Source organism: Roseobacter sp. S87 (assembly GCF_055693285.1).
Genome location: NZ_JBVFTR010000004.1, coordinates 1,490,425 through 1,515,398 on the forward strand (window position 1 = coordinate 1,490,425; position 24,974 = coordinate 1,515,398).

Annotated in this window: 33 protein-coding genes and 2 tRNA genes; 34 read left to right on the forward strand and 1 reads right to left on the reverse strand. The window is 62.6% G+C overall.

The window, feature by feature from the left end:
* From ACZ1HA_RS08295 to ACZ1HA_RS08350, 12 genes are all read left to right on the forward strand, one after another.
* Positions 1-432 carry a hypothetical protein gene (locus ACZ1HA_RS08295; protein ID WP_375227521.1) on the forward strand — a complete coding sequence of 144 codons (432 nt, stop codon included), beginning with the start codon at positions 1-3 and terminating at the stop codon, positions 430-432.
* Positions 429-743: a VpaChn25_0724 family phage protein gene (locus ACZ1HA_RS08300; protein WP_436399314.1), complete on the forward strand. Its 315-nt coding sequence runs from the start codon at positions 429-431 to the stop codon at positions 741-743. The genes ACZ1HA_RS08295 and ACZ1HA_RS08300 overlap by 4 nt, the downstream gene beginning before the upstream one ends.
* A gap of 1 nt (position 744) precedes the next feature.
* Positions 745-1,299, forward strand: coding sequence for a phage protein Gp27 family protein (locus ACZ1HA_RS08305; RefSeq protein WP_375227519.1), 555 nt, complete (start codon positions 745-747; stop codon positions 1,297-1,299).
* Positions 1,296-1,493, forward strand: a complete 198-nt coding sequence (locus ACZ1HA_RS08310; RefSeq protein WP_375227518.1) for a hypothetical protein — start codon at positions 1,296-1,298, stop codon at positions 1,491-1,493. The genes ACZ1HA_RS08305 and ACZ1HA_RS08310 overlap by 4 nt, the downstream gene beginning before the upstream one ends.
* Positions 1,490-1,786 (forward strand): ubiquitination-like system serine protease family protein, encoded by a 297-nt coding sequence (locus tag ACZ1HA_RS08315; protein ID WP_375227517.1) that lies wholly within the window; start codon positions 1,490-1,492, stop codon positions 1,784-1,786. The genes ACZ1HA_RS08310 and ACZ1HA_RS08315 overlap by 4 nt, the downstream gene beginning before the upstream one ends.
* Positions 1,786-2,004 (forward strand): hypothetical protein, encoded by a 219-nt coding sequence (locus ACZ1HA_RS08320; RefSeq protein ID WP_436399313.1) that lies wholly within the window; start codon positions 1,786-1,788, stop codon positions 2,002-2,004. Before ACZ1HA_RS08315 ends, ACZ1HA_RS08320 begins: the two co-directional genes overlap by 1 nt.
* Positions 2,001-3,710, forward strand: a complete 1,710-nt coding sequence (locus ACZ1HA_RS08325; RefSeq protein WP_375227515.1) for a hypothetical protein — start codon at positions 2,001-2,003, stop codon at positions 3,708-3,710. The genes ACZ1HA_RS08320 and ACZ1HA_RS08325 overlap by 4 nt, the downstream gene beginning before the upstream one ends.
* 4 nt (positions 3,711-3,714) lie before the next feature.
* Positions 3,715-4,947, forward strand: a complete 1,233-nt coding sequence (locus ACZ1HA_RS08330) for a DNA cytosine methyltransferase (protein ID WP_472715304.1) — start codon at positions 3,715-3,717, stop codon at positions 4,945-4,947.
* 39 nt (positions 4,948-4,986) lie between these two features.
* Positions 4,987-5,271 carry a hypothetical protein gene (locus ACZ1HA_RS08335; protein WP_375227514.1) on the forward strand — a complete coding sequence of 95 codons (285 nt, stop codon included), beginning with the start codon at positions 4,987-4,989 and terminating at the stop codon, positions 5,269-5,271.
* 65 nt (positions 5,272-5,336) lie between these two features.
* Complete coding sequence (locus ACZ1HA_RS08340) at positions 5,337-6,167, forward strand: DNA adenine methylase (RefSeq protein WP_436399311.1); 831 nt, start codon at positions 5,337-5,339, stop codon at positions 6,165-6,167.
* Between the two features lie 15 nt (positions 6,168-6,182).
* Positions 6,183-7,808 carry a DUF935 domain-containing protein gene (locus ACZ1HA_RS08345; RefSeq protein WP_375227512.1) on the forward strand — a complete coding sequence of 542 codons (1,626 nt, stop codon included), beginning with the start codon at positions 6,183-6,185 and terminating at the stop codon, positions 7,806-7,808.
* Positions 7,801-9,033: a phage head morphogenesis protein gene (locus ACZ1HA_RS08350; RefSeq protein WP_436399310.1), complete on the forward strand. Its 1,233-nt coding sequence runs from the start codon at positions 7,801-7,803 to the stop codon at positions 9,031-9,033. Before ACZ1HA_RS08345 ends, ACZ1HA_RS08350 begins: the two co-directional genes overlap by 8 nt.
* Here the strand turns inward: ACZ1HA_RS08350 and ACZ1HA_RS08355 are convergent.
* Positions 9,031-9,104 (reverse strand) — tRNA-OTHER (locus ACZ1HA_RS08355). The genes ACZ1HA_RS08350 and ACZ1HA_RS08355 overlap by 3 nt on opposite strands.
* Positions 9,105-9,122: 18 nt before the next feature.
* Between ACZ1HA_RS08355 and ACZ1HA_RS08360 the strand changes: the two genes are divergently transcribed.
* The 22 genes from ACZ1HA_RS08360 (at position 9,123) to ACZ1HA_RS08465 (ending at position 24,971) form a co-directional block, all read left to right on the forward strand.
* Positions 9,123-9,575: a phage virion morphogenesis protein gene (locus ACZ1HA_RS08360; protein WP_472713534.1), complete on the forward strand. Its 453-nt coding sequence runs from the start codon at positions 9,123-9,125 to the stop codon at positions 9,573-9,575.
* A 150-nt stretch (positions 9,576-9,725) separates the two neighbouring features.
* A complete protein-coding gene (locus ACZ1HA_RS08365; RefSeq protein WP_375227508.1) occupies positions 9,726-10,802 on the forward strand; it encodes a phage protease in 1,077 nt (358 codons plus the stop codon).
* A complete protein-coding gene (locus ACZ1HA_RS08370) occupies positions 10,802-11,239 on the forward strand; it encodes a hypothetical protein (protein WP_375227507.1) in 438 nt (145 codons plus the stop codon). The genes ACZ1HA_RS08365 and ACZ1HA_RS08370 overlap by 1 nt, the downstream gene beginning before the upstream one ends.
* Positions 11,240-11,251: 12 nt before the next feature.
* Entirely contained in the window at positions 11,252-12,142 is an 891-nt protein-coding gene (locus ACZ1HA_RS08375; RefSeq protein WP_436399308.1) for a Mu-like prophage major head subunit gpT family protein, read from the forward strand.
* 8 nt (positions 12,143-12,150) lie between these two features.
* Positions 12,151-12,222 (forward strand) — tRNA-Met (locus ACZ1HA_RS08380).
* Between the two features lie 117 nt (positions 12,223-12,339).
* Positions 12,340-12,849 carry a hypothetical protein gene (locus ACZ1HA_RS08385; protein ID WP_436399307.1) on the forward strand — a complete coding sequence of 170 codons (510 nt, stop codon included), beginning with the start codon at positions 12,340-12,342 and terminating at the stop codon, positions 12,847-12,849.
* Between the two features lie 55 nt (positions 12,850-12,904).
* Entirely contained in the window at positions 12,905-13,333 is a 429-nt protein-coding gene (locus tag ACZ1HA_RS08390; RefSeq protein ID WP_375227504.1) for a gp436 family protein, read from the forward strand.
* On the forward strand, positions 13,333-13,761 hold the full coding sequence (locus ACZ1HA_RS08395) for a phage tail terminator protein (RefSeq protein ID WP_436399306.1): 429 nt from the start codon (positions 13,333-13,335) through the stop codon (positions 13,759-13,761). Before ACZ1HA_RS08390 ends, ACZ1HA_RS08395 begins: the two co-directional genes overlap by 1 nt.
* 116 nt (positions 13,762-13,877) lie before the next feature.
* Complete coding sequence (locus ACZ1HA_RS08400; RefSeq protein ID WP_436399305.1) at positions 13,878-14,807, forward strand: phage tail tube protein; 930 nt, start codon at positions 13,878-13,880, stop codon at positions 14,805-14,807.
* Positions 14,808-14,819: 12 nt separating this feature from the next.
* Entirely contained in the window at positions 14,820-15,152 is a 333-nt protein-coding gene (locus ACZ1HA_RS08405; RefSeq protein ID WP_375227500.1) for a hypothetical protein, read from the forward strand.
* 68 nt (positions 15,153-15,220) lie between these two features.
* Positions 15,221-15,517, forward strand: a complete 297-nt coding sequence (locus tag ACZ1HA_RS08410) for a DUF1799 domain-containing protein (protein WP_375227499.1) — start codon at positions 15,221-15,223, stop codon at positions 15,515-15,517.
* Entirely contained in the window at positions 15,514-17,535 is a 2,022-nt protein-coding gene (locus ACZ1HA_RS08415) for a phage tail length tape measure family protein (protein WP_436399304.1), read from the forward strand. The genes ACZ1HA_RS08410 and ACZ1HA_RS08415 overlap by 4 nt, the downstream gene beginning before the upstream one ends.
* Before the next feature lie 17 nt (positions 17,536-17,552).
* Positions 17,553-18,197, forward strand: a complete 645-nt coding sequence (locus ACZ1HA_RS08420) for a hypothetical protein (protein ID WP_375227496.1) — start codon at positions 17,553-17,555, stop codon at positions 18,195-18,197.
* 3 nt (positions 18,198-18,200) lie between these two features.
* Positions 18,201-18,824 (forward strand): hypothetical protein, encoded by a 624-nt coding sequence (locus ACZ1HA_RS08425; RefSeq protein WP_472713535.1) that lies wholly within the window; start codon positions 18,201-18,203, stop codon positions 18,822-18,824.
* Positions 18,824-19,240, forward strand: coding sequence for a DUF6950 family protein (locus tag ACZ1HA_RS08430; protein ID WP_375227494.1), 417 nt, complete (start codon positions 18,824-18,826; stop codon positions 19,238-19,240). The genes ACZ1HA_RS08425 and ACZ1HA_RS08430 overlap by 1 nt, the downstream gene beginning before the upstream one ends.
* A 1-nt stretch (position 19,241) precedes the next feature.
* On the forward strand, positions 19,242-21,323 hold the full coding sequence (locus tag ACZ1HA_RS08435) for a phage tail protein (RefSeq protein WP_472713536.1): 2,082 nt from the start codon (positions 19,242-19,244) through the stop codon (positions 21,321-21,323).
* Positions 21,274-21,720, forward strand: a complete 447-nt coding sequence (locus tag ACZ1HA_RS08440; protein ID WP_472713537.1) for a hypothetical protein — start codon at positions 21,274-21,276, stop codon at positions 21,718-21,720. Before ACZ1HA_RS08435 ends, ACZ1HA_RS08440 begins: the two co-directional genes overlap by 50 nt.
* Entirely contained in the window at positions 21,717-22,106 is a 390-nt protein-coding gene (locus ACZ1HA_RS08445; protein WP_375227492.1) for an SAM-dependent methyltransferase, read from the forward strand. The genes ACZ1HA_RS08440 and ACZ1HA_RS08445 overlap by 4 nt, the downstream gene beginning before the upstream one ends.
* Positions 22,103-22,528, forward strand: a complete 426-nt coding sequence (locus tag ACZ1HA_RS08450; protein WP_375227491.1) for a hypothetical protein — start codon at positions 22,103-22,105, stop codon at positions 22,526-22,528. The genes ACZ1HA_RS08445 and ACZ1HA_RS08450 overlap by 4 nt, the downstream gene beginning before the upstream one ends.
* Positions 22,525-22,899 carry a hypothetical protein gene (locus tag ACZ1HA_RS08455; RefSeq protein WP_436399302.1) on the forward strand — a complete coding sequence of 125 codons (375 nt, stop codon included), beginning with the start codon at positions 22,525-22,527 and terminating at the stop codon, positions 22,897-22,899. The genes ACZ1HA_RS08450 and ACZ1HA_RS08455 overlap by 4 nt, the downstream gene beginning before the upstream one ends.
* On the forward strand, positions 22,900-23,151 hold the full coding sequence (locus ACZ1HA_RS08460) for a hypothetical protein (RefSeq protein ID WP_375227489.1): 252 nt from the start codon (positions 22,900-22,902) through the stop codon (positions 23,149-23,151).
* Positions 23,151-24,971, forward strand: coding sequence for a hypothetical protein (locus ACZ1HA_RS08465; RefSeq protein ID WP_375227488.1), 1,821 nt, complete (start codon positions 23,151-23,153; stop codon positions 24,969-24,971). Before ACZ1HA_RS08460 ends, ACZ1HA_RS08465 begins: the two co-directional genes overlap by 1 nt.
* Positions 24,972-24,974 lie beyond the last annotated feature (3 nt).

Here is a 24,974-nt window from a genome sequence, read left to right on the forward strand (position 1 = left end):
ATGCTGACGATGGAAGACCTGCAGAACGCCAATGTGATCATTGCGCTGATGATCGGACTGTTCACGATAATCTCTGCTGTGATCCTCTGGTTCGACCGGCGGCAGAAAGCCTTTGCCACAGCCGCCGCAGAGAAGGCCGCAAAAACCTCTGATGACCTCGCTGGCAAGGTAAAGACCATGGACGAGGATCTCGCAGGCGTTGCCGACGACGTGGGCAGCCTGCGCAAAGATATCAGCTCGCTGTCTTCCCGTGTGCACGGGGTAGAGCGGTCTATGGAGACCGTTGCACGGCAGAGTGATCTCTCGGCTCTTAATGTGGAGCTCAAGCAGCTGACCGGCACGGTCACCGCGGAGATCCGCGTGCTCTCGAACATGATGCACAGTTTTCACGTGAGTGCCCTGCGCGCCGCAGAACGAAAGGACAAGAGATGACGACATGGCAGAATGAGCTTCCCGGCGTGCTGATGGAAAAGCGCCGCTACACGGTGCTCCGCCACCTTGAGGAGACCAAGCCAGAGCGCAGCCTGAACCCGGACATGCTGCTGATCGGATGCCGTGCGGCAGGGCTGCAGACCACGTCCGATCAGATGGATCAGGTGATCGCCTGGCTTGAGGCCAGCGGGCTGGTGGAGGTCGAGCGCCTTGGCGCGCTGATGATCGTGAAACTGACGGGTGCGGGCCGCGAAACCGCCCAGGGCCACCGGCAGGTTCCGGGCATCCTGCCATTCGGACTGGACGTCTGAGATGCCCCCGCCAAAGAAACTGGACCTCGTCCCCGAAGAGTTTGTCGAGCGGCTCAAGCAGATGCTGAGCGATCGTGGTTTCAGTGACATCATTGAGGTGACCGAGGAGTTCAACACGCTGCTCGAGGTTGATGGCATCTCGATCCGGGTGGGCAAGACGGCCGTCGGCAACTTCTCCAAGATGCTGAAGGATCAGCGCGAGGCCTTCTCAATGGCTGAGACGCTGCTCTCGGACATGGACCTCGAGGCGGAAAGTGACATGCACCGCACGCTGATGACCATGATCGCAACCTCCGCGATGCAGATGATGCGGTCCGTGCGCGAGGGCGACGGGCATCTGCCGGCAGGCGACCTGATGAACCTCGGCCGCATGCTGAAGGATCTGATGGGCTCCTCGGCCGTGCGCGAGAAGCTGCTCGAGGATGACCGGAAACGCATTGCCCGGGAAGAGCGTGAAAAAGCGGCAGAGGCCGGTGCGAAAGCTGTGCGGCAGGCCGGTATGTCCGAAGAACTCGAGGAGCAGATCAAGGCAAGCATTTTGGGAATTGCGGCGTGATTACCGCAGCGCAGACGAAAATCCTGATCGCCAACCGGAACACAGTTTCTGCCGGTCGCCTGACCCTGTGGCTGGCCCGGTTTTTCGGCCGCAAAGAGCTGCTGAAGGACGGCGAGTGGACCGTCCTGGTCCGGCACTGGCGCGGCACACCTTATACGATCCATTTTGAAACCCACCCGGAGGCCAGCGCATGATCCGGGCTATTTGCTTTGATAATGATCCGGCCGAGTTTTACCGCCGCAAGCTTCCGGGCAGTTTTCTGACCGAACCTCCCGACGAGGATGGCGAGATCCTGTTTCGGTACTTCTGTCCATCGGGCAGCGGGCATGAAGGCGTGCTTGTCGTGGGCAACCGGTTCAAACCAGAAGGCCCCGGGCCGACTTGGCATTGGAACGGCAGCACAAGTGCCGCGACACTCAATCCATCAGTGAACCACGTTGGTCACTGGCATGGCTGGTTGCGCGGCGGATATTGGGAGAGCGTTTGATGGGCACTCCCGGAGACATGGCTGAAGAGCTTCGCGATCGCGCGAGACAGAATTTCGGAAACGCGATGCACGCGACCCACGTCGAGGAAGACGTCGATGCGATGATGCGCGGCGCGGCAATGATCGATCATCTTCGCAAGGTCATTCAACGGCTGGAGGGCACGACGGCTGAAGAAGCGAAACGCCGGGAAGCCTATCGATACGGACCGGAAACATGAACGCGCCCGTTTCACAAGAAGACTGGGAACGCCAGCGCCGGGCGTCGATGGACGCTGTGCTGGAGCTGGCGAGGGGGAAGCCAGAGGACGGCAGGCTGCCTGCTGTCCTGCTGCCCTATCAGGCGAAAACAGTTGGCCTGCTGGACACGGTCTCGACAAAGGTGCTCTTCGTCGAGAAATCCCGACGGATCGGTCTGACCTGGGGGCTCGCCGCCTATGCCGTGCTGCGCGCGTCGCGACCCAAATCCCGGCGCGGCATGGACGCCATGTATATCTCTTATTCACAGGAGATGACCCGGGAGTTCGTCGACGCCTGTGCTATGTGGGCGCGCGCCTTCAACATCGCGGCGTCTCAGATCGAGGACGGGCTTTTTGAGGAAGGTGACACCGACGGCGACAAATCGATCCAGACTTTCCGGATCCGGTTCAGCTCGGGCTACCAGATCAAGGCGCTGTCCTCCGCCCCGCGCGGCCTGCGCGGCAAAGAGGGTGTGATCATCATCGATGAGGCGGCTTTTGTTGATGATCTGGGCGAGCTGATCAAAGCGGCGATGGCTTTCCTGATCTGGGGTGGTCAGGTGATCGTCTGCTCCACCCATGACGGGGCTGACAACACCTTCAATGAGCAGATACAGGACATCCTTGCGGAACGCCTGCCCTACGCACACCTCCGGATCGATCTGGACGATGCCCTGAAGGACGGCCTCTACGAGCGGATCTGTCTGGTCAGTGGTCAGGAGTGGTCTCCGGAGGGCGAGGCAAAGTGGCGGCAGGATCTGATCGACTTCTACGGCGACGGCGCGGACGAGGAGCTGTTCTGTATTCCCAGCCAGAGCAGCGGTGCCTGGCTTCCCGCACCGCTTATTGAAGCCCGCATGACAGCCGAGGCGCCGGTGCTGCGCCTCGAGCTCCCGGCTGACTACCTTCAGAAAAGCAAACTGGAGCAGCAGCTGTTCCTCATCCCGTTCCTGCACGAGCTGGAGGAAGAACTCGGCCGGCTTGATATGGATCTGCGCTATGCGCTGGGTTTTGACTTTGCGCGGGTCGCGGACCTCTCTGTGCTGAGCCTTCTTTCCGTCCTGCCAAACATGAAACGTGTCGAAGCGCTCACGGTCGAGATGCGCAACGTGCCCGGCGACGAACAGAAGCAGATCACGGCCATGGTGATGACAAAGGTGCGCGACCGCTTGCTGGGTGCCGCTTTTGATGCCACCGGCATGGGCTGGACTGTGGCCGAAGATATGGGGCGGAAATTCGGGCTGCGCGAAGACGAGGACGGCTCCGGGCTCGTCTGGGCGATCAAGTTCACACAGGACTGGTACCGGCTGCATATGCCGCCCCTTAAAACCGCCTTCGAAGACGATGCGATCGCGATTGCGCCCGACGAGGACCACCTTGGCGACCTCCGGGCGGTTAAAGTGGTGCGCGGCATTCCGCGGGTCCCCGAGATCCGCACAACAGAAAAAGGCGAGGCCAAGGACAAGAAGGGCAGAAAACGCCACGGCGACTATGCGATCGCGCTGGCGCTGGCGCATTTCGCCAGCCGCATGCGCTGGGTTGAATACGGGTACCGGGCCGCGAATGTGCACAAGCGCCACGAGCGAGCGCAAAGACGTCTGGAGATGGAACCACGTCGGGACCGGGACGCTCAGGTGCGTGACCAGTTCAGGGCGCCCCTAGGTGCGCGGATCAGAGGCAGTGTCTGATGTGGTGCTACCTCCCGGATACGGCCTCTCCCTGTGCGCAGGCGGCGGCGGACTTGACATGGGTCTTGAACTTGCCGAGCCGGGCTTTGCCACCGCCTGTTACGTCGAAATCGAACCCGAAGCCCGAAAGCGCCTTATTGCCGCTCAACGCAATGGATACATGCACTCAGCTCCAATCTGGGACGATCTCAAAACCTTCGACGCAAGGCCATGGCGAGGGATCTGTGATACCATCCTTGCCGGATACCCATGTCAGCCGTTTTCCCATGCGGGACAACGCAAAGGAAAAGACGACCCGCGGCACCTCTGGCCAGACATCAAACGGATTGTCAGGGAACTGGAACCGACATGGTGTTTTTTCGAGAATGTCGCCGGGCACCTCTCCCTCGGTCTCGAAGATGTCGTGCGTGACCTGCGCGGAATGGGTTTCGGCGTTGCGGCTGGCCTATTCTCGGCGGAAGAAACAGGCGCGTCGCACGAACGGCAACGCGTATTCATACTGGCCCACAGCGAAGGCAATCAGCGGTGGCGCAAACAGCAAACGGCAAGAGCGGGGCGCGGGCGGGCCGGATCTTCAGGAAGCGGTTCAAAACTGGCCGACGCCAATGGCAGGAACTCCAGCGCAGAATGGCAATTCGGCCGCGGGCAACAACGACTTCACGCGCAGAGTGGAAGCTCTGTGGATGACGCCGGATATCCCCCGGGGCGGTCGGACACTCCCGTCAGGAACGTCTCCAACGGGACTGGACCCGGATGGCCGCAAGAGAACGGTGGGGCTCGAGAACCAGGCGAGAGCCTGGGGGACACCGAAAGGCTCAGATGGCGCGAAGGGCAGCCCAAACATGAAATATACCGCTGGCGGGACGCCACTTCCTGCGCAAGCGGCGAACTGGCCGGCCCCGAGATCTTCGACACCCTTTTATCGCAAAGGCCGCTCGCACCGCCCGGACCCTCCGAAGTCGAGGAGTGGTCTCGCGCGCTCGAAAGCTCGGGACACCTGGCACCGGCTATATCGCTACGCGAGATCTACACATGGGCGCGCCGCAGCGAGGCGGCTGGCTTCGAATGGGAAAGCGCGCCTCAATCCGCTGTTCGTGGAATGGTTGATGGGATGGCCACCCGGTCACACGCTCTGCGCCTGCTCGGAAATGGGGTTCACCCGCTGGCAGCAGGATATGCGTTCCGCACTCTTGCGCCTGCCCTTGGCCTCGGGCGCCTGGATCTGGGAAATCCCTGACGTGCTTCCGACCGAAAAACAACTGGAGATGCAGGTCTGATGCCTTTCTCTCCTGAACGCGTTCAAAAGGCCTTTCAATACTGGCGGATGCTGCCTCTCAACGAGCGCACCGAGCGCGAACTGCGGCTTTGCCTTGATCGCCATGGGTTGGTTGAGGTCGATGCACATAACTATGCGCGCGATCTGATCCGCAACGCTTCAGATCTGAAACCCTTTGGCAATCCCGATGTGACCGTGCTTTCCACCTGGTGGGAAATCATCCCGGAAAGCGAAGGGCCAGCAGCTGTTGACGCAGCTACCGACACGGGGGTCGCGGTAGAATGATCCCCGCCGACCCCGTGACTGTTAGGGCCGCCTTCATGCGACCACCTAACGAAAGCCTCTTAACCATGAGTAAACGGAAAAGCACCGCCCAGCCGGTAGCACCCTACATCGGTGGCAAGCGCAACCTCGCCAAACGCCTCTGCCGGCTGATCGACGCGCATGAGCACACCACCTATGCCGAACCTTTTGTGGGTATGGGCGGGATCTTCCTGCGCCGCTCCGCGCCCGCGAAGGCCGAATTCATCAATGACCGGAGCCGGGATGTGTATACGCTCTTCCGGGTTCTGCAGGAGCACTACGTCGCATTTCTGGATCTGCTGCGCTTTCAGATCACCACGCAGGCCAACTTCGAACGGCTTATGCTGGTGGATCCGGACACCCTGACTGACCTGCAGCGCGCAGCGCGGTTTCTTTACCTGCAGAGAACCGCTTACGGCGGCCGGGTGGACAGGCGCACATTCGGCGTCTCGGCCGACCGCAGCGCCCGCTTCAATCTGACAACGCTTGAGCCGGATCTGGAGGCGCTGCACGAACGGCTGTCCGGTGTGACCGTGATGAACACCGATTTCAAGGTGTTTCTCGACCGGATCGACCGGAAGGGCACGCTCTTCTATCTCGACCCGCCTTATGCGGGATGCGAGACGGACTATGGCAAGGACGTGTTCCAGCCGTCTGACTTTGTGGTGCTCGCCGCTCGTCTGAAGCGGCTGAAGGGCGACTTCATCCTGTCCATCAACGAGACGCCCGGGATCCTGGAGCTTTTCGGATCATGGGCGACGGTTGAGCCGGTCAGCACAACATACACGCTGGGCGCAAAAGCCAGCAAAGAAGTGCGCGAGCTCGTGATCAGCTCACTCAGCCCCGGAATGATCCGGCGCGCCCTTGAAACCCCCTGACGAGGAAACCTTAACATGGCAAGGCAGCCTGTGATTTTTGACCGCTTCGGACGGCCCATGAAACGGGCCGAGCTCCGTAAAGAGGTTGCAGCCCCCACACTGGGCAGCGTGCGCTCTCCGGTTTCCGGATATCCCGGTGACGGTCTGACCCCGGGGCGGCTGGCGTCCATTCTGCGCGCGTCGGATCAGGGAGATCCGTTGCAGTATCTCGAACTCGCGGAAACGATCGAGGAGCGCAATCCGCATTACCTTGGTGTTCTGGGCACAAGGCGGAGGTCTGTCAGTCAGCTCGATATCACCGTCGAGCCCGGGACCGACAGCGGGCCGGATGAGAAAATCGCTGAAGATATCCGCCGCTGGATCCGCCGCAAGGAGCTGGCGCTTGAGCTCTTCGACATTCTGGATGCGATCGGCAAAGGCTACAGCTTCACGGAAATCATCTGGGAAACGTCGATGGGGCAATGGCAGCCGGAGCGGCTGGAATGGCGGGACCCGCGCTGGTTCCGTTTTGAACGCCGGGATCTGGCCACGCCTGTGATGCTCGATGATCAGGGGCAGGAAATGCCCCTGCCCGCCTTCAAGTTCATCTTTGCTCAGATGAAAGCCAAATCCGGGCTGGCGCTGCGTTCCGGGCTGGCGCGGGTCGCCACCTGGAACTGGATGTTCAAGGGCTACACCGAGCGCGACTGGGCAATCTTCACACAGACCTATGGCCAGCCGGTGCGCGTGGGCAAATGGGGTGCCGGAGCCTCGGAGGCAGACAAGGACACCCTTTTTAACGCTGTTGCGAACATCGCCGGCGACTGTGCTGCGATCATTCCGGACAGCATGTCGATCGACTTTGTGGAAAGCTCCAACGTGGGCGCCAGCACGGACCACTACGAGCGGCGCGCGGACTGGCTGGACAAACAGATCTCGAAGGCCGTACTCGGGCAGACCGCGACCACGGATGCCGAGACAGGCGGTCTGGGATCCGGCAAAGAGCACCGCGAGGTTCAGGAGGATATCGAGACGGCCGATGCCTGCGCGCTGTCGGCCATCATCAACCGGGATCTGATCCGGCCCTTCGTGGATCTCAACCATGGTCCTCAGGAGAATTACCCGGTGGTTTCCATCGCACGGCCGGAGCCTGAGGACATTGCCGGGCTCACGGATGCGATCGGGAAACTGGTCCCGCTGGGGTTCCGGGTCGGAACCAAGCAGCTCTACACCCGCATCGGGATTGAGGAACCGGCCAAAAATGAGGAAATTCTGGCCTCGGGCGCCGGAAACCCGCCCGGTGCAGATGACGGAACTGAATTTGAACGCCGGAGCTCGATTCTTAAACGGGTAGGAGCGCGCCTGGACGTTTCTGCGGGCAGAGAGGCCCGTCAGGCCTCAGAGGGCCTGAGAGGGCCGCTCAGCGGCTCATCCCCGGACGACGATCTGACCGACCGGATGGTCGATGAGGCAACGCCCCTCATTCAGGCCATGCTTGAGCAGCTGGAGACCATGCTGGCGCAGGCGGGCTCACTGGAAGAAGCCCGGGAGATGTGGCTCGCAGCCTACCCCGATCTCAATGCCACGACCTTCTCGGAATTGCTGGCCGATGCACTGATCGCGGCCGAGGCCGGAGGGCGGGCGGAAGTGGGCGATGGCTGAGCCTGTCAGAGCCGTCTTCAGGAGGCCGTTCAAAGAGCAGGCCGCGGCCTTCCGGCTCCGGCTCGGCGATCTGGTTCCCACGGCCCGCTGGGATGATATCAGCAGGGCTCAGCATGACCGCGCGTTCATGGTGGCCGGTGCGACGAAGGCAGATCTGCTGGCGGACCTGGCCGCCGCCGTCGATAAGGCAATAACACAGGGCACATCACTGGAGGACTTCCGGCGGGACTTCCGTGAGATTGTCGAACGGCGCGGCTGGCACGGCTGGACGGGCGAAGGGACCGAGCGTGGCGAGGCGTGGCGCACGAAAGTCATCTACCGGACCAACCTTGCAACGACCAGGGCGGCTGGTCGCTACGCTCAGCATTTTGCCGGGGGCTTCCGATACCTGGTCTACCGGCACTCAGGCGCGGAGAACTACCGGCCCGAGCACCTGAGCTGGGACGGCCTGATCCTGCCGGTCGATCACCCGTTCTGGAATACGCATTATCCGATCAACGGCTGGGGATGTGCCTGTTTCGTGCGGGGTGCCCGGACCTATGCGGGCGCTATCCGTGTCGGCGGCAAACCTGATGTGAAGCTGCCCCCGGACTGGGCCGAGCGGGATCCGCGCACCGGCGCGCCGGCGGGCATCGACAAGGGCTGGGATTATGCACCGGGCGCAACGGTCGGTCAGACCGTCCGCGCACTGAGTGACAAACTGGAAGTCCTGCCGACTGCACTCGGGGCCGACTGGGCCCAGAGCTGGCCGCAAAGTGCCTTTGAGGCGCTGGGGCGCGAGTTTTCCTCTTTCGTGTCGCTGGCGCTGTCTGAGCCACAACGGGGCCGGTTCCATATTGCCGGGGTCCTGAAGCCCGGCTGGATCCGCGCTGCGGAGGCGCGCGGAACGACACCGCGCAGTGCGGATGTCTTCGTGCGCGACAGTGATATCCGCCATGCGTTCAGGCCGGATAAGGTGGATCCGCTCGATCTTGAATGGTTCAGGCGTATGCCGGAGCACCTGACCCGCCCTGACGCAGTGCTATTCGACGGCTCCGGTTCGTCACCGGCGCTTCTGCTCGTGTTCCTGCAGCCGGCAGGCGGGCTGAAGGCCGTGATCCGGATCAACGTGAAGGACAAGCGCCTCGGGATTGTGAACACCCTGCGCACCGGCCGGACGGTATCTCTGAGCGATTTGAGATCCCTGATCGGACGGGGCGTTGAGTTGATCGATGGAAGTCTGTGAGACGGGGCAGGAATTGAACCTGCATCAGTTCCGGGGATGAAACCCTCTTCCCAATCGAGGTACACCGCCTCACGCGAAGGAACATAGCTATGTATACGGTTGAAATCAACGATGCCGGCGTCGACCGCGTCTTCGCAGAGCTCGAAAGCCGGCTGTCCGACATGACGGAAGTCTTCAACGTGCTGGGCGATCTGCTCGAGGACAGGACGGAGAAGCGCTTTGAAGCCGGGGTGGCGCCGGATGGCACGCGGTGGGCACCAAAATCGCAGGCTACGATCGACGCCTATGTCAGGCGTGGTCAGACGGCCGATCCCCGGCCTCTCTTCGGGCCAAATGCAGACACGCTGCCCCTTCGGCGAAGCTTCTTCAGGGATGCAGGGCCCCGCCGGCTGGAGATCGGCACCAACAAAATCCAGGCAGCTGTTATGCAGTATGGTGCGCGTAAGGGTGCCTTCGGTCAGACTGCCACCGGCCGGCCGATCCCCTGGGGGATATCCCGGCCCGGCCCTTCCTCGGGATCTCCGCCGAAGACCGTGACCTGATCATCATCACGGCTGAAGAATGGCTGGAGGAAGCCGGCGAGGATTGACCGGGCACGGGCGCGCAGCCTAACGTCCCCGCAGGATCCCCTGACAGACCACCGCAACTGGTTGCGGATGTATCGGCGCTGACGACTGCGGCACAAACGCTGCATGACAGTTGCCGATCACCTCACAGCCCTCATGAGTGCTCAGTTCCTGCCGGAAGCGGCAGAAACCGGAACTGCGCCGGAATGGGTGCACCTGCTCCCCGCAGGCGAGAACGGCACGATCCGCACAGACGACAAACGGGGGCCTTACCATGTAAGTGATGCCGAAGAGATCATCGCACTGAGCTTTGCCGGTGATGACCGCCTTCCCATCGACGAAAACCACGCAACGGATCTTGCAGCCCCGAAAGGGCAGCCCGCACCGGCACGCGGCTGGATCGTCGCCATGGAAGCCCGGGACGACGGGATCTGGGGAAAGGTCGAATGGACAGCGGAGGGCGAACAACTGGTCGCCTCGCGCGCCTATCGCGGTATCAGCCCTGTCATTTTCCACGACGAGAGCAAGACGATCCGGATGATCGGGCGCGCCAGTCTGGTGAACAAACCAAATCTGCGGGGCATGGCCTCGCTCCATCAACAGGAGACCGGAATGGACTTCCGCGCAAAACTGATCGAGATGCTGGGCATCGCAGGAACCGCCACCGACGACGAGATCGCCGAGGCGATGCGCTCGTACAAAAGCGGCAAAGGCAGTTCGGCTGCCATGCAATCCGCGATGACCGATATCGGCACAGCGCTTGGCCTCAATGCCGATGCTGACACGACTGCTATCGTTGCCGCCGCACAGGCCGCAGGTGCTGCCGGCGACAAGGACGGCCTCATCGCTGAGCTGCAGAGCTCCGTAAAGGATCTGTCCTCGCAGATCGCCAGCCTCACAGAGGGCAAGGCCCTTCAGGCCGCGGAGGACTTCTTTGAGAAGGCCGTGTCTGAAAAACGCGCGGGCTTTGGTCCGCAGTCCCGCGATCACTGGATCACGATGCATCAGGCCAATCCCGACGCCGCCGTGGCCGCAATGGAGGCGGCTCCGAAACTGACCCGGACGCACACTAAAGAAGACCCTCCTGACAAAGGAGGCACCACAACCGCTCTGAACGCAAGCCAGAGCCAGATCGCAACGCAGCTGGGCCTTGATCCCGAGACTTACCAGAAGTCGCTGCAGTCCTATGAGGAGACCGCTTAATGCCCCCGCTGAGCAAAGGGCGCACCACGCCCCGTGTCGAAGGCGATCTGCGCGAAGGCGCAGCCGCCGCAACCGCTGTGATTTTCACCGGCGCTCTCCTGATGCGCAATGCCGCAGGCTTTATCACCAACGGACAGACGGCTGTCGGTCTGGTGGGGGCTGGCGTGGCACTGAAGGATGTCAGCAATGCGACCGGCGCAGACGGTGATGAGACCGTCTACTTCCGGACAGGCACCTTCGTCTTCGCCAATTCTGCAGCCGCTGACGAAATCACCGCCGCCGACATCGGTGCGCTGGCCTACGCCGTCGATGACCAGACGGTCGCCAGAACCGACGGCACCGCAACCCGGTCGCCTGCCGGCACGATCGAAGGGGTCGATGCCCGCGGTGTCTGGGTCCGTTTCGACGAGGCCCTCACAACAGCCGCAGCGGCCTAAAGGAGACCTTCCATGGAAGTAACAGCACAATCCCTCAACGACTTGCGCGCAGGCTTCAGCGCCCTTTATCAGGGTGGCCTCGGCCAGGTCGAAAGCCAGTATGGCGCCATCGCCACAACGGTGCCCTCAACCACATCCGAGAACACCTACGGCTGGCTCGGTCAGCTCCCCAACATGCGCGAATGGATCGGCCCGCGTGTGCTCCAGGCGATCATGGAGCATGACTACACGATCAAGAACAGAGATTTTGAGCTGACGGTCACTGTTCAGCGCAACCACATCAAAGACGACAATCTCGGCATCTACAATCCACTCTTCACGGAAATGGGCCGCGCAACAGGAGCGCACCCGGATCAGCAATGCTTCGGCGCGCTCGAGGCGGGCTGGGACAACGAGTGCTATGATGGCCAGAACTTCTTTGACACAGACCATCCTGTTATCGACAAGGACGGCAACAACATCACGGTGGCGAACACTGACGGCGGTGCAGGCCCCAAATGGTTCCTGATGGATGACAGCCGGGCCGTCAAGCCCATCATCTACCAGGACCGGGAAAGCCCCCAGTTTGTCGCTATGGACAGCCCGACGGATGCGAACGTCTTCAACAACAAAGAATTCGTCTACGGCGTCGATGGCCGCAACAACACCGGCTACGCCTTCTGGCAGATGTGCTGGGGCTCCGGTCAGACGCTTGATGCCCAGAACTACGAGACCGCCCGTGTCGCCATCGGCAATATGAAAGGCGATCACGGCCGCAAGCTCGGTCTCCGGGGCCGCCTGCTGGTGGTGCCGCAGGAGCTGGAAGGTGCCGCCAACGAGCTCATCAACGCAGAACGGAATGCGGCCGGTGCAACCAACATCTGGCGCGGCACTGCCCGCGTGATGGTCGCCGACTGGCTCTGAAAACCTGAGACGGGGTGGAGCAGTCGGTAGCTCGCCAGGCTCATAACCCGGAGGTCGCGGGTTCAAGTCCCGCCCCCGCAACCAGATCGAAGGGGAAGTCACCGTGCCCCGCCTTGAACGCAGGCCGCTCCGGATGCGGCCCCGGTGACCGGGTGGGTGGAAGGCCCGCACCATGAATGCAAACGGAGGGCCCGGACATGGCACCGCGCAAGAAGAATACAAAGGCGGAGAAACCCGCCAAAGCGTCGACCGATGACCAGCAGGCTGCTGGAAATGTGACGCAGAAGGCGGCGGGCGACGCACCCGCCGCCACCCCCGAAGACAAGGCCAAGGGCGCGGATAGCGCGGCTGCGGCTCCTGATCCGGCGGCTGTGACACCGCCGGACGCAGGCGCGGCCGATACGGCTCCGGCAGCGCCCGAGGCCGCGCCTGCCTCTGACACCACCCATGCCCCTCAGGAGAGCGACGTGGCTGCGGCGGAAACCGCCGTCGCAGCCGAACCGCCCGTCGGATCCCCCGACATGCGGGGCCCGGAAAATCTGGAGGTGACTGTGGTCGGCCCGAAAAAGGGGCGCTGGCGGTGCGGCCGGCACTTCACAAAAGAGCCGGTGACGATCAACGCCAGTGAGCTCACCCATGCGGAGTTCACATTGCTGCAGGATGATCCCCGCCTGATCGTCAGCGTGACGGAGCTCCGCGAGACGTAACCCCCGGGGTGGGCAGTTCTGCCCGCCCTGCCCCTGAGACGAGGATGCCGGACCCGTGCCTTATACCACCCTTTCAGATCTGACAGCGCGCTTCGGTGAAAACCTGCTGGTTCAGCTGACCGACCGGGGTGATGTGGCAACGGACACGATCGATCAGACTGTGATCGATCAGGCAATCTCGGATACGGATGCGCTGATCGACGGTTATCTGGCCAAACGCTATGCGCTTCCGATGGCAGCCGTGCCACCGCTCGTGGCGTCTCTTGCACTCGATATCGCGATCTACAAGCTCCACATTTTTGAGGCCAACCCGAAAATCGAGGCGGACTACAAAGCCGCCATGAAATCGCTGGAGGGGATCGCAGCGGGTTCTGTAACGCTGCCCGTCGAGGGTGCGGAAGCCGCAGGCTCAGGCAGTTCCGGCGCGCGCCTTACAGACCGCGATCGTCCGCTGACTGAGACCAGCCTGAAAGGGTTCATCTGATGATTGCCGCCTTCAGGACCCGGCTTGGATCCGAGATCCCGGAGCTTACCGGCCGCGTCCGCGGTGCCGGCAATCTTGCCGAACTGACCCGGGCGCGCCAGTTCCCCCAGGTCACGCCCGCGGCCCACGTGCTGCCTGCCGGCATGCAGGGCGGTGAACCCGATGCAATGTCCGGGGCCTACACACAGGACATCTCGGAGGGTGTCAGCGTGGTTCTGACCGTGCGTGACAGCAGCCCGGAAGCCCGCCGTGTGCTCGATGATCTGCGCGGGTTCATCCTGCGCATCATTGAAGCGATCGTCGGCTGGGCGCCGGAGAACTCTGTGGGTGTATTCCGTTTCGTGCGTGCCGAGCTCGTGAGCTCACAGCAGGGCACATTCATTTACCAGATCGATTTTGCGATCGCAGACCAGCTGAGGATCTCCTGATGTCTGACCTTCCCCAGAAAGGTGGCAGCTACACCCGTTCAAAAGACGGCACGCTGACCCCGCAAAAACCCGCTTCGAAGCCTGCTTCTAAGCCCGTTGAAAAGGAGGACTGAGCCATGGCCATTTTCTGGCGCAGCAAGATCCTTCTGGCTGAGATCGAAACCACCTACGGGACCGATGCGGGTCCGGACGGAGCTGATGGCATCCTCGCCAAGGAAGTCACACTGTCCGGCATGGAAGGCAACGACCTCGATCGCGCACTTGAGCAGCCTTACTTCGGCAGTCAGGGCACGGTGCCCGTCGAGCTGCACGCGCGGATCTCCTTCAAGGTCGAACTGGCGCCCTCCGGCACTGCCGGTACCGCACCGCCCTGGGGCAAGCTGCTGCGCGCCTGTGGGGTGGCCGAGACCGTCGTGGCAAACACTTCTGTGACCTACAACCCGATCACCGAAGAGCCGGAGGCCGTTTCGGTGCACTTCTTTGTGGGCAACACCCGCTTCGTGATGCTGGGCACGCGCGGCACTGTGTCGATCGAGATGAGTGCCAACCAGATCCCGCACCTGATGTTCGAGTTCACCGGTCTGTTCACCCTGCCTTCCGAACAGGCCCGGCCCGCTGTGGATCTGAGCGCCTGGCAGCGGCCGCAGCAGGTCAGCCGCGCGTTCACGTCGCTGACACTCGACGGAAACGCAGGGCTGGTCATGCGCTCGTTCATGATGTCCTTCGGCAATCAGGTCGAGCCGCGCTTTCTTGTCGGGCCAGAGGCCATCCTGATTACAGACAAAGACGAGCAGATCGAGATGACGCTCGAGGCGGTGCCGCTGACCACATACGACCCCTATGCAGCGGCCTTTAATCAGGATGAGGTGCCGGTGATCCTTCAGCACGGTGTGGGCGCGGGCAGGATTGCCACTCTGAATGCGCCGACCGCTCAGATGCAACGACCGCAGGGCGTTGAGACGCCCCAAAACATCACCGAATGGCCGCTGCGCCTCAAACCCATCCCCACGGCCGGCAACGACCAGTGGACGCTTGTGCTGACCTGAAGGAGGACAATCATGTTCCGGATCGAGAAAGAGCCGAAGTTTTGGCACACGGTCACGGTGCTCACACCGATCGATGATGACACGCACCGGGAGGACACTTTCAGGGCAAGGTTCCTTGTGAGGCCCTCAGAGGAGATCGAAGCATACGATCTGCGCGTGGCCGAGGATGTCCGCAACCTTCTGCTCGCAACGGTAGTCGACCTTGATGACATCACTGACGACGACGACCACCCCCTCCCATTCAGCCAGGAACTCCTAAGGCAGATGCTCGGGAACTACGCCGCACGCATGGCCATGCTGAACACCTATATCGCCGCGATCACAAAGGCGCGGGTGGGAAACTGAAATGGGCCGGACGTGCCTTTGTCGAAGGCACGCTTCTGGAACGGTCCGAAGACGCACCGAAGGACGATTTGCAGGCGGAAGCAGCGCTCTGGGAAGTCACCATTCCGGCGCACTTCCTTCAGGACGAAGAGCATCAGGGGGTCTGGCCAGAGAACCTGCCCGCGCTCGAGGCCTACGCATCGGTCTGCACTCAATGGCGGCTGCTGGCGCTGGCGGACGGCAATGTCATGGCCGTCGGACTGGACTACCCGGCCGTGAAAGCTGGCCTCGAGCTCGCGGGGATCGGGGTGAACACTGCGCTCTGGGCTGATCTGCAGATGATCGAGATCGGCGCCCGGGCGGCAATGAACGGAGAGAAAGAGTGACTGCAAGGCTCTCATTGCTGATCACGGCCGATGGTCGTCAGGCGCTGGCAGAAGGCCAGCGTGTTCAGCAGAGCTTTAAGGCCACAGCCAGCGCCGGGTTTACGATCGGGGAAGCCGCCCGTGTCAGCGGGGCTGAGCTGGGCGAGATGACCAGCAAGGTCAGCCTCGCGACCCTGCAGATGAGTGAGTTCCGGGACGCGCAGCTCCGCGCGGCACTGGGTGCCCGGAGCTTCGGTGCTGCAAACCAGCTCGCAGCAGGCAGCCTCGGAAACCTGACAGCCCAGTTCAACGACATCGGTGTAATGCTGGCAGCGGGTCAGAACCCGCTCCAGCTCGCCCTGCAGCAGGGTACACAGATCACACAGGTGATCGGTCCGCTGGGTGCCACAGGCGCTGTACGCGCACTTGGTACCGCTTTTGTGGGCCTTTTCAGTCCGGTCAATCTGGCGACCATCGGGATCATTGCCGGCGGTGCTGCGCTCTTCCAGTGGGCCCAGAGCGCCAGAGCTGCGAAAGATGACACCGGAGATCTCGAGGAGGCTCTTGGCGCGCTCGCGGACAGAACCACGGAGGCGCAGCAAAAACTGGCGCTTCTGAACAGTGGCGCGGGATCCATTGAAGAGCTGCGCGTTCTCAACGAGATCGCCGACCTCGAAGCCCAACGCGAGGAGTTCCTCCGGCGATCGGCGAATCTTCAGGGCCGCGGTGCTCAGGCTTCGCGTCAGGTCCTCGAAGGATACCGCGAAGAAATCGAGCTTCTTGACGATCAGATCCGGGCCGAGAAAGAGGCGCTTGAAGCCGTCAGGGAAAGAGAGCGTGTCGCCGGGCGCATTCAGGCCGGGTACCGGACCTTTTATGAAACCCAGCAGCGTGGCGAGCAGCAGGCCCGTGACGCACTGGCGCAGCAGTACCAGCTCTATGCGGACACCCGGGTTGAGGCCAGCGCTCTGAGCCAGCAACTGCTCGAAGCATACCGGGCCGGTACAGACTTCGCGTCGATCGACATGCCGGTGGGTGTGGATGCAGCCGCTGCGGCCGCCGCCGCCCTTGCTCAGGATCTGGGCGTAAGCCTTCAGGTGGCGCAGGGCATGGTGGCGCTCGGCAATGATCTCGCCGCCCCGGGCGGATCTGATCAGGCGCGTGACAACGTGCGCAACGGCACCGGCTTTCAACCCGGCAATATCGTTTCTCAGTTTACGCTGAACCGCCGCCGGTCCGGTTCTGCCGGCAGCCGGGCCCAGACTGATCAGGTGCAGGAGCTGATCCGCAGCCTTCAGCAGGAACTGGATGTCCTGAAGGAAACCGATCCGGTTCAGAAAGAGATCATCCGGAACCGGGATGCGCTGGCAGAAGCAACAGAGGCTGAGCGCGAAAAGATTGAAGGTCTGCTGACCCAGCATGAAGCCGAGACACAGGCGCTCGAGCGCAAACGCAGTGCGTGGAGCCTTGTGGGTACAAGCGCATCCCGGGTGCTCGATGTCATCTTTGACAAGAGCAAGAACCTCAATGACATGGTCCGCAACCTCGGCATAACGATCCTGGACACGGCTATTCAGGGAAATCTTCTCGGCACCGGTCCTTTTGGCAACGGCGCAGGCGGACTTGTGGGCAGCCTCTTCCCGGGGCTCATCCCCGGCCGGGCCAATGGCGGCATGATCTATGGCCCGGGCGGTGGCCGGGATGACCGGGTGCCAATCATGGCTTCAAATGGTGAGTTTGTGGTCAACGCGGCCGCGACCGCCCAGAACCGCAATCTGCTCGAGATGATCAACTCAGGTGGTGCGCCGGGTTTTGCGGCCGGTGGCATGGTCGGTCAGTCGCGTGCGCAGACCCCGGCCAATGCAAACGCCACACCCAGACCTCTTGCGGTCAGCATGGATGTCTCCGGAGCACGCGGTGACCGGGAGATTGAGGAGGCTGGGTACCGGGGCATGCAGCGCGCCCTTCAGGAATATGACCGCGAGGTCCTGCCCGAACGCGTGGGCCAGATCCGCAGCAATGAACGTGTGAGGGGCTGATGCCGGTATCCTTTCCCATGAGTGTGGCTGACTTTCTGGATGCGCTTCCTGTGAGTTCTGTCCAGTTTGAACTGCCCGAAGCCGTGGAGCTCAGCCGCACCGGCGGCGGAGAGCTCTTGGTCGCCAGCGTCGGCGCCCGTCTGTGGCAGGGCGAGATCATGCTCGGAAAGATGCTGCCTGAAGAGGCCCGCCAGGCGCAGGCGCTGATTGACCTTGTGCGGGGCGCGGGCGCCTCATTTCTGGCCTATCACCGGCGCTTTCCCTATCCGGCCTCCGATCCGCAGGGCGCTGTGATCGAGACGGCGAGCCCCGCGATCCGCGCGCTCGATGGTGCCGATGCCCGGCTTATTGCCCTCGAAGCCTTACCGCCGGGCTTCGTGCTGACCCGCGGGGATTATCTCTCCTTCACCTACGGACTGAACCCCCTGCGGTATGCGCTGCACCGGGTTCAGGAGGCCAGCGTTGTTGCTGACGGCGCCGGAGATACGGCCCTCTTTGAGGTCAACCCGCCACTTGAGCCCGGTGCGGCTACAGGCACAGCCGTGGAGCTGGTGCGTGCGCACTGCAAGGCGGTCATCGTGCCGGGATCGGTGCAGCCCGGCAGGCAGGCAAAGTTCATGCGTGACGGCGTGAGCTTCCGGTTCCAGCAAACACTGAGGTGACCGATGCTTGAGCTTGCCCCCAACCTTCTGGCGCACCTTCAGGCCCGCGGTGCGCGCAATGCCCAGCTTCTGGTCTGGATCACCGCGCGGGACCGCACTTCCGGCAATCCTGTTTCCGTAGGCTTCTGGACCGGCGCGGACCACAGGATCCTGTCGATCGGAGGTGTGCAGCGGACCTACTACGGTGCCGGCGCTCTGCTGAAGGTAGCCCCGCTGGTCAGCAACTCAGGTGTGAGCGTGCGGATCACCCGGCTGACCTTCTCGCCGGTATCGGAAGAACTGCGCTTCGCTGTGCGTGGGTATGAGACCAAGGACGCGCCGGTTGAGATCCATATTGCCAACTTTGACCCGCTGACAGGTGTGCTGATCGCAGAGCCGCTCAGACGCTTTAAAGGCTTTGTGAAAGGGCTGAGCTTTCCGCGTCCGGCGGTCGGAGATGAGGCACTCTGCGAGGTCTCGGTCAAAAGTGCAGCCGAGGTACTGACACGGACCCTGCCCCTGAAGAAATCCCGGGCCGCTCTGGAAGCGCGCCTGCCCGGAGACGGGTTCCGGCGTCATGCCGAAGTGAGCGGCTCGATCGAGACGGTCTGGGGCGAGCGCCGCTCCGGTACCGCGGGAGGCGCATGATGAGCGGATCCCTTCAGCGGCACCCGGACTGGCGCAACCGTCTGATCGCCTACCTCACGACATGTGCACGGCGTCCCTTTGAGCCCGGCAAGCACGATTGCGCGCTGTTCCTGGCGGGGGGCGTGCTGGCCATGACGGGCGTTGATTTTGCCGCCCCGTACCGGGGGCGCTACACCACCGTCGCCGAAGGTGTCCGGCTGCTGCGCCGGCATGATTTCGCAGATCACGCCGCACTGGCCCGGACCAGTCTCGTGTCCAGACCGGTTTCCATGGCCCGCGAGGGCGACGGTGCCATCGTTCGCGAAGGGGCTTCGCCTGCCCTCGGGATCGTTCAGGGCGCCGGCATCTATGTGCTGCGCGAGACAGGTCTCGGGCTCATGCCGCTGACCGCGGCTGAAGACGTGCTGGAGGTCTGACGTGTCTACTGTCGTAAAAGCTGTTGGCGCAATCGCTGCTGGGCTCGCCACCGGCGGTGTCGGTACCTTTCTGACCACCACTTTGTTTGGCCGGATCCTGACCACAGTCGCCTTCTCGGTCCTGCGTGCGGCCCTGACACGCACCGACCGGCCGGGGACCACGCGCGCCCCCGGGATCCGCACGGCACAGACCCAGACAGGCGGCACCAACCCGGCCTCGTTCATCCTGGGCACCTATGCCACCGAAGGTTCACTCGCTGCACCCATGATGAGCCATGGGACCGTGGGCGGCGTGCCCAACGCCTATCTCACCTATGTCATCGAGCTGGGCGATCTGCCGGGCCAGACGCTCGAGGGGCTTTATGTAGACGGCGAGCCCGTCACGCTGGGCGCTTCCCAGCACCCCGATTACGGCAAGCCCTTCGAAGGCCGCTTCGCAGGTTATGGCTGGGTCCGGTTCTATGACGGCACTCAGACGGCCGCGGATCCGATGCTGCTCTCGAAATACGCAGCACACCCGGACCGGCCGTGGGGCATCGACATGGTGGGCCAGGGGATCTGCTATGCAATCCTCACCTTCCGGTACAAACGCGAGGTCTATTCCTCCTTCCCGAAGGTCCGCTTTGTTCTGGGCGGGATCCCGCTATACGACCCGCGCCTCGATGACAGTGTCGGCGGGACCGGACCACACCGCTGGGCCGATCGCAGCACATGGGAGCAGACCGACAACCCGGCCGTGCTGATCTACAACATCCTGCGCGGGATCGATCTTGGCGGCGGCTACATCTGGGGCGGCGGCTCGGATGCAGAGGATCTGCCGCTTGCCAGCTGGTGGGCGCAGATGAACAGGGCAGATGTCGCGATTGCGCTCGATGCCGGCGGCACGGAACGCCAGTACCGCGCCTCCTATGAGGTTCTGGTCGACGATGAGCCCGCGGCCGTCATTGAAGAGATCCTGAACGCCTGCTCCGGCGAGCTCTCCGAGAACGGCGGCGTGTGGAAGCTGCGGCTCGGCGGACCCGGCCTGCCAGTTTATTTCTTCTCGGACGCGGATGTGATCATCACGGAAACCGAAGAGCACCAGCCCTTCACCGTCGAGCAGGAGCCCTACAACGGCGTTCAGGCGGTCTATCCGGACCCCGATGCCCTCTGGGAGCCGCGGGACGCTCCCGCACGCTACAACGCGGAATATGCCCTTGCCGACCCGGCTCAGCGGCGCGTGGCCGAGCTGACCCTGAGCGCTGCACCCTACCCCAACCAGATCCAGCGTGTGATGCGCGCCTATGTCGAGGAGGAGCTCCGCGTGGCGCGCCACGTGCTGACCCTGCCCACGGATGCACTGGTGCTGGAGCCGCTCGATGTCGTGGCATGGACCTCGGACCGGCATGGCTACGACGACAAGGCCTTCGAGGTCGACAGTATGGTTGACCCCCTGCTGACGGGCACCCCGCGGCTGACCCTGAAGGAGCGGGATCCGGATGATGCTGAATGGCTGCCCGTCTACGAGCTCCCCACACCATTGATTGCAACATCCGTGACCACGCTGCCTCCGCAGACGGTCGACGGTTTTGCCGTCACGGCCGTGTCGATCGAGGACGAGAACGGCGACCCGGCACGCCCGGCACTGCGTCTCAGCTGGTCGGGGGATCAGGAGGACGTGCGTGGCCTCGAGTACCAGATCGAGGCAGCGGACGGCACATCGATCGTAACGGGCTCGACACTGAGTGTGGCCAGCGGCGAGCACGTGGTGGTCGACGGGATCCTGCCGGCGAAAGACTACCGGGTGCGCGCGCGTTTCGTGGTTTTCCGCCCGACGGTGTGGACGGACTGGGTCAACGTCACGACGCTCGATCTCAGGCTGCGTCCGGAGGATCTCGATCAGGCTGTGTTCCGAGGCCAACGGGCTAGCCCTCTTCGGGGGTGCCCTGCAGTCCACCGACTATGTCGCCGGGACATCCGGATGGCAGATCACGCAGGCCGGCGATGCCGAGTTCAACAACCTGATTGCAAGAGAGTCGCTTCAGGTCGGCTCCGTGTCCGATATTGCGGAGCTGCTGATCCCGGCCGAAGCGCATGTAGCTGAGAATACCGTCTACACAGATCAGTTGTTTTTTGGTCCCTCTGCGGATGCCACGATCTGGCATATCTCGCTTTCATTGCAGGTCCGCAGTTCCGGGGTTGAGCAATACGAGCAGTTCACCGGCGATGGCCCGATCGACGCGTACCGCGCGGCGGAGACACGGGTTCTGGTGCAGGTCCGCTATCTGATCAACGGTGCGTGGGGTGGTTACGGGACGCTGCGGGACAGCGGGTTCCAGAAGGGTGGCTGGGTCGGCATGAGCGGGATCTTCCACGCGATCGGCCCATTTGATCTGGGGCAGATGCGCGTGGTCACCGGCAATGTCGATCAGGATCCGAATTTCTCAACGCAGACCAATATCCGCAACGTGTCCCTGCGCGCACAGAGTGTTGCCCGATGATTGCCTGGTATCAGCTCGCCCCGGACGGACAGACGTTCGCAGTCATCGGCACAGGCTCGGCGCCCGCCACCATTGACGGCGTCGTCAGCGGTGTAACGCCTGCGGAGCTGACCCGGATGATGTTGGATGGCCAGGGCGGGCTTGTCCCCCGGCCGGTCTCTCCCGGCGTCTCAAGTGCCGGCACACAGCACACAGTCGCCGGCTGCCCGCTGGGCACCGAGATCGCGATCTTCGACCTTTCCGGCAATGAGGAGCTGCACCGTCTCACAGTTGCAGCAGAAGGCACTTCAGAGGTGATCGATCTGCCTGACCCCGGCCGGTACCAGATCGAGGTGCAGGCGCCGATGCCTGCCCTTCCAACCTACACTGAGGTGACGACGCCATGATCACGCTGCGCAGATCTCTTGACAGTCTGTTGCTCGAGTTCGGCGGCGTGCGCAAACGCGCGATCGCCGAGGTGACCGATGGCATCCGTGTGGTCCGGCTGCAGTTTGTGACGGATCTGCCCGGGCAGGAAATGCTGTACCTGCGCAAGGAGGCAGAGGCGCAGAAGTTTCTGGCGGAGCTGATCACACCCACCGATCTCACGAACTGGCCACTCGTTGCGGCCGAGGTCGGCATCACAGCGCCCACCGCCTATGAGGTGGCACAGGTTTACGTGAACCTCGGGGCAATGTGGGAAGCGACGGCTGCAGCCCTCGAGACGATAAGGCTTGGTGCGGTGGTCAGCATCGAGGCGGCTACCACCTCGGCCGAGGTCGACGCGGCTCTCTCCCTTTTTCACATCAGCATGGAGGCTTTTGAATGAAACTCCTCGACCCTGAAACCTTCGCCGACCAACCATACGTCGCCGGGCTCAATCAGACGTTCCATATGATTGCCGGAGCGGCACTGTTCGCTTTCCTCTGGTTTCTCATGTCACCCTTGTGGGCCGTCGCGCTCAGTTTCGTTATCTTCACCAATATCGAGATCTGGCAACTCAATGACCGAGGCGCTGTGCTCTGGGACACCGTTGTCGATCTGCTCTTCTGGAGCGCCGGCACCATTGCCTGGTGCCTCGCAACCGCCCGCTATGACCTGCCCCCTGCAATCCTTCTCACCCCCGTCTGGCTAATCATGATCTGCGGTCTCGTCATCGCCGTATATGCCGCCTTCAACCGCCTTTTAAAGGAGCTTTAAATGCCCACCAAAAACCGTGATGTTATCGCCGCTGACGGCCAGATCCACGTTGCAACCGGACCCCGGGCCGTGACCTTCAACTTCAAAAAGGGCGTGGGCGAATGGTCCATTGAAACTGGTGCGAACGAACCGCCTGCAGACGGCCACTGGACCGGGCAGGAACCCATCTCTCTGGAGCTTGGCACCGGCGAAATGCTCTACATCAGCGGCAACGGCCGTCTGGTGATCACAGCGGATGCGCTGGAAATCTGATGCGACTGCTGGCTGGTCATAACCTTGCCGCCAGGGGCATTCTTCTGAGGGGCCATGCGCTGCTGGGAGACGGTGTATCTGCGGTCGGGGCTTCAGTCACAGGCCTGACCAACAACCCGACACACGGCCTGACCGCGCAGATCGGCGTGGCGCTGACCGGCGCGATATCCGGGCTATCGGGCGGCGAAGTCATTGTGCATCGCTGGACTGCCGACGGCACGGCGATCAGCGGGGCCTCCACGGCAAACTACACGCCGGTTGCGGGCGACGATCTGAAGGCTCTGCGCTATGCGCCGCTGGTGGATGGTGCACCAGTACAAAGCGCGGCCTATACTGTGCGGTACGCAATCCCCATAGCAGGTGCTCTGGTAGCTGTTGAGGAAATTCAGGGCAACGGCGAGCCGGTGGTCAACCTTGCCGCTGGCTTCACGGGTGATGATCTGACGTACTCCGAGAGCGTTGCGTGGTCCTCAATCGCCGGAAGCGCCCTGACGATCTCCGACGCATTGCGCGACGACACTGTGACGATCACCGCGACTAACTCTGGCGGTTCAGCTACGGTCGACCTCTCTGTCCGGATTGAGGATTTCCTGACGATCACCGACAGCGGCACCTCTCAGGCGGTACTGACACTCAGCAACATTCCGGCCGACGCGGACCTCGTTCCTGCGACGACCATTATTATTGATGGTGTCACGCATTCACTGCCGGCTGGCACAACAGCGGGTGATCTGCGCAGCAGCGCGGTTCAGATGGAACGGGACAGTCCGGCGCTGACATCCACCGGGGATCCGGCAGCCTTTGCAGAGGGCGATGTGCTGACCCTGGCCGATACCATCTGGCTGAGCACCGATATGCTGTCCTTCAGCGTTGTGGTCTCAAACAGCGGCGGCGTGGTGCAGAGCGGCACAGACCGCAGCTATACCGTCACTGCCGCAGACGTGGCCGACGGCACGCTGAGCCTGCGCGAGGTTGCAAACAACGGCTCCACGAATTTCGACGGCGAGACCCTCATAAGTACGGCTGCGGTGGCGAGCGGTGCAGACCTCGCGGCGCTGTTCGGCAATGGTGAGGAGGGTGTGGTGATCATGCCCGGCACAGCCCACACCATCTGCTACACGGAAATCACCGGGGCGGCGGCCAGCACGGTCTGCGGCGACGGTGATCCGGTCGGGACCATCCATGACACTGTGAACGGCCACTATCTGGTCGCGCCCAGCACGGCAAACCGGGCTGATTACAACCAGAACAACAACCGGGCGTTTTTCTCCAAAACGACCGGCGCGAGATACTACGTCTCCACCGCGCCGGTAGATATGTCCGCCACGGATAGAGCTTCGGCCGTTCTTGGCGTCGAGAGACCTGACGATACGACATTCCGCTATATCGCGGGGTTGGGAAACAACACCACAGACGGCGGCGTGAATTTCTCCAAATCATCCACCGCACGCCGCTATCTCGCCTATGCGAATGGCGCAGGCGGTGACACCGCAAAGGCTGCGGGCACAGGCAGCACGCCCGGCACCAGCTCAGGCTCGCTGCCGAACGTTGACGTCGCGGACGTTGTCCGGATGCAGGTCGATCTGTCCGGCAATCTTATCACCATCTGGGCAAATGGTGATGAATACGAAAACGAAACCGCTGATGTGGGCGGCGGCAACCTTGCTAACGCAAACATCAACTTTCTTGCCGATCCGGACGCTGCGTCGAACGGGTTCATCGATAACGTCTACGGCTACGTGCTGATCAACCGGCATCTGACCGCACAGGAAGCAACAGCCCTTGAGGCCGGAATGCAAGACCAGATCGTCGGGGTGTGAGCC